This is a genomic window from Streptomyces carminius, assembly GCF_002794255.1.
Lineage (GTDB): Bacteria > Actinomycetota > Actinomycetes > Streptomycetales > Streptomycetaceae > Streptomyces > Streptomyces carminius.
The window spans coordinates 1-3,833 of the sequence record NZ_PGGW01000037.1 but is presented as its reverse complement, the minus strand read 5'-3'; the positions used below and the strand labels follow the sequence as shown (position 1 = coordinate 3,833).

The following is a 3,833-nucleotide window of genomic DNA, read 5'->3' as shown; positions in this document are numbered from 1 at the left end:
TGGCCGACACCGGCCACCACACCTTCATCGAAGTCAGCGCCCACCCCGTGCTGACCATGGCCATCGAAGACACCCTCCAAGACCACCCCACCCCCACCCTCACCCTCCCCACCCTCCGCCGCAACCAACACGAACCCACCACCTTCCACACCGCCCTCGCCCACCTCCACACCCACACCCACCACCCCATCACCTGGCACCTCCCACCCACCCCCACCCCCGACACCCCCCCACCCACCTACCCCTTCCAACACCAGCACTACTGGCTGAAGACGGACGGCCGGGCGACGGACATCGGCGCGGTCGGGCTCGACGGGAGCGGGCACCCGCTGCTGGGCGCGGTCGTCCGCCTGCCGGAGTCGGACAGGGCCGTGTTCACCAACCGCGTCTCGCTCAGGACGCAGCCCTGGCTGGTCGAGCACTCCGTTTCCGGAACGGTCCTCGTGCCCGGCACAGCACTGCTCGAACTCGTCATACGCGCCGGTGACGAGCTGGGTGCGACCGCGGTGTCCGAGCTGGTGATCGAGACGCCGCTGACCGTACCCGACACCGGCGGGCTGCACCTGCGGGTGACCGTCGACGAGCCGGACGGCTCCGGCGTGCGCTCCGTGGTGGTCCACTCCCGTCCGGACGGCGCCACCGACGCGCCCTGGACGCGGCACGCCACCGGGTCCCTCAGCAGCACCCCGCGGCCACTCCCCGCCGACGGTCCGGCCGACTGGCCGCCGGCCGGCGCCGAGACGGTCCCGGTGGACGGCTTCTACGCGGACCAGCAGGATGCCGGCTTCGAGTTCGGCCCGCTCTTCCGCGGTCTGCGGTCGGTCTGGGTCCGAGGCGAGGAGGTCTTCGCCGAGGTCGGACTCCCGGAGGACGCGGACGTCTCGCCGGGCTTCCTGATCCACCCGGCGCTGCTCGACTCCGCCCTGCACGCCGCCGCCTTCCTGCCGGGCCGCAGTGGTGCGGACGCGCCCGCCCGGCTGCCCTTCGCCTGGAACGGGGTGGCGCTGCACGCGTCCGGTGCCACCGTCCTGCGCGTGCGCGTCCGGCCTTGCGGCGACGACCTCGCCATCGAGATGACCGACCCCACCGGCGCCCCGGTCGCCTCAGTCGGCGCACTGACCATGCGCCCGGTCGACGTCCACCGGATCGGCGACCGGGACGGCACCGGCGGCATGCTCTTCCGTACCGACTGGACGGCACTGCCGATGCCCCCGGCGGGCCCCGTCCCGGATGCGGTTCCCGGCGGCCTACTGGACCTGACAGCGCTCGGCGAACCGCAGGACCAGGGAGCACCGGAACGTTCACGGGTACTGGTCTCCCGTGCGCTGAAGGAGATCCAGCAGCACCTGCAGAGCTCCGGGCCGGACACTCCGCTGGTGGTCGTCACCCGCGACGCGCGGCACGACCCGGCGATGGCCGCGGTGTGGGGCCTGGTCCGCGTCGCGCAGTCGGAGAATCCCGGCCAGGTCGTTCTCGTCGACCTGGACGACACCGCGGAGTCCCGCCGACTGCTGCCCGCGGCCGTCGCCACGGGCGAGCCGCAGCTGGCCGTGCACGGCGGCTCCGTCTCCGTACCCCGGCTGACCCGCGAGGACCCCGGCGCCGCGGACCGCACCGGTGGTGCCGAAGGCCGCGCCCTGGACACCGACGGCACCGTGCTGATCACCGGAGGAACCGGCACACTCGGCGGGCTGGTGGCGCGACGGCTGGTCACGCACCACGGGATACGGCACCTGCTGCTCACCAGCCGACGCGGCCTCGACGCGCCGCTGGCACGGGAGCTGCGGGAGGAACTGACCGCGCTGGGCGCCACGGTGACCGTCGCCCCCTGCGACATCGGCGACCGCGGCGCGGTCGCGGAACTCCTCGCGGGCGTTCCGGCCGAGCATCCGCTCACCGCGGTGGTCCACACCGCGGCCGTACTCGACGACGGGGTGTTCACCTCGCTCGATCCCGAACGTGTCGAGACCGTGTTCGGGCCCAAGGTCGACGGGGCCTGGAACCTCCATGTCCTGACCGAGGGCCTCGACCTGGCGGCGTTCGTGCTGTTCTCCTCCGCCTCGGGCACGCTGGGCAACGCCGGGCAGGGCAACTATGCGGCGGGGAACGGGTTCCTCGACGGTCTGGCCGAGTACCGCCGGCGGCTCGGTCTGCCCGGGCTCTCGCTGGCCTGGGGGCTGTGGGAGCAGGCCAGCGAGATGACCGGTGCGCTCCTGGACGGCACCCGGGGACACCTCAAGCAGGATGTGCTCGCGATGAGCGACGAGGAGGGCCTGCTGCTGTTCGACACCGCGCTGGGCACCGTCGGCCTGCCGGACAGTCCTTCGGTGCTGGTGCCGGTCAAGCTCAGCCTCGCGGCGCTGAGGCAGTCCGGGAATCCGCCCGCGGTGCTCCGCGGCCTGGTGCCCCAGGCCCGGCCCACCGCGCGGCAGGCGACCGCCGAACCGGCGGACTCCTTCCTCGACCGGCTTCGCCGGATCACTCCGCAGGAGCGGTCCGGAAAGCTGCTCGACATGGTCCTCGCCCACACCGCGGCGACACTGGGACACGCGGGTTCCGGGGCCGTCGACGGCCGGCAGGCCTTCAAGGACCTCGGCTTCGACTCGCTCGCCGCCGTGGATCTGCGCAACCGCATCGGCGCCACCACCGGCCTGCGGCTGCCGGCGACCCTGGTGTTCGACTACCCGACCCCCGCCGCGCTGGCCCGGCACCTGCAGGAGGAACTCCGGCTCGACGGCGGCGACGGGGGACAGGCGACCGCCAAGGCACTCGCGGAGCTGCACAGGCTCGAGACGTCGCTCGACGAGCTGGTGCTGGAGGCCGACGACCACGCACGGATAGCGGAACGGCTCCGGAAACTGGCGGCCAGGTGGCACACCCCTGCCGCACCGTCCGAACAGGACCTCGCCCTGGCAACCGACGAGGACATCCTGCGGCTGGCCGAAGCCGAACTGGACCTGTCCTGAGCCCTCTGAACACGTAAAGGACCCTTCCGTGACCAATGACACCAGGCTTCGCGACTACCTGAAGCGCACACTCGTCGAACTCAGACAGGCCCGGGAGAGACTGCAGGAGGCCGAGGCCCGCTCGCAGGAGCCGATCGCCATCGTGGGGATGGCGTGCCGGCTGCCCGGCGGCATCGCCTCCCCCGAGGACCTGTGGGAGCTGCTGGAGGCGGGCAGGGACGGCATCGCCGCCTTCCCCGCGGACCGCGGCTGGGACGTCGACGGCCTCTACGACCCCAATCCGGACGCCCCCGGCAAGACCTACATCCGCGAGGGCGGCTTCCTGGAGGACGCCGGCGGCTTCGACGCCGAGTTCTTCGGCATCTCCCCGCGCGAGGCGCTGTCGCTCAACCCGCAGCAGCGGCACCTGTTGGAGGTGTCCTGGGAAGCCGTCGAACGGGCGGGCATCGATCCGGCCTCCCTGCACGGCAGCAGGACCGGCGTGTTCACCGGGGTGATGTACTACGACTACGCCCCGCCGCTGCGGGAGGTGCCCCGTGAGGTCGAGGGTCTGCTGAGCATCGGCAACTCCGGCAGCGCGGCGTCCGGCCGGGTGTCGTACACCCTCGGTTTCGAGGGTCCGGCGGTGACGGTGGAGACCGCGTGCTCGTCGTCACTGGTGGCGCTGCACCTGGCCGTGCAGTCGCTGCGGTCGGGCGAGTCCGACCTGGCACTGGCCGGCGGTGCGGCCATCATGGCCACACCCGACGCGATCGTGCACTTCTCCCGGCAGCGGGGACTGGCCGCGGACGGCCGGTGCAAGGCCTTCGCCGCCGCCGCCGACGGCACCGGCTGGTCCGAAGGCGTCGCCGTCCTCCTGCTGGAACG

2 protein-coding genes are annotated in these 3,833 nt (G+C 72.7%); both read left to right on the top strand.

What is annotated here, in order from left to right:
- Window positions 1-2,966, top strand: a 2,966-nt coding sequence (locus CUT44_RS08910) for a type I polyketide synthase (protein WP_146252192.1), incomplete at its 5' end; no start/stop codon positions are given.
- Window positions 2,967-2,994: 28 nt separating this feature from the next.
- Window positions 2,995-3,833: beta-ketoacyl synthase N-terminal-like domain-containing protein (locus CUT44_RS08905; RefSeq protein WP_199185660.1), on the top strand; the 839-nt coding region annotated here is incomplete at its 3' end.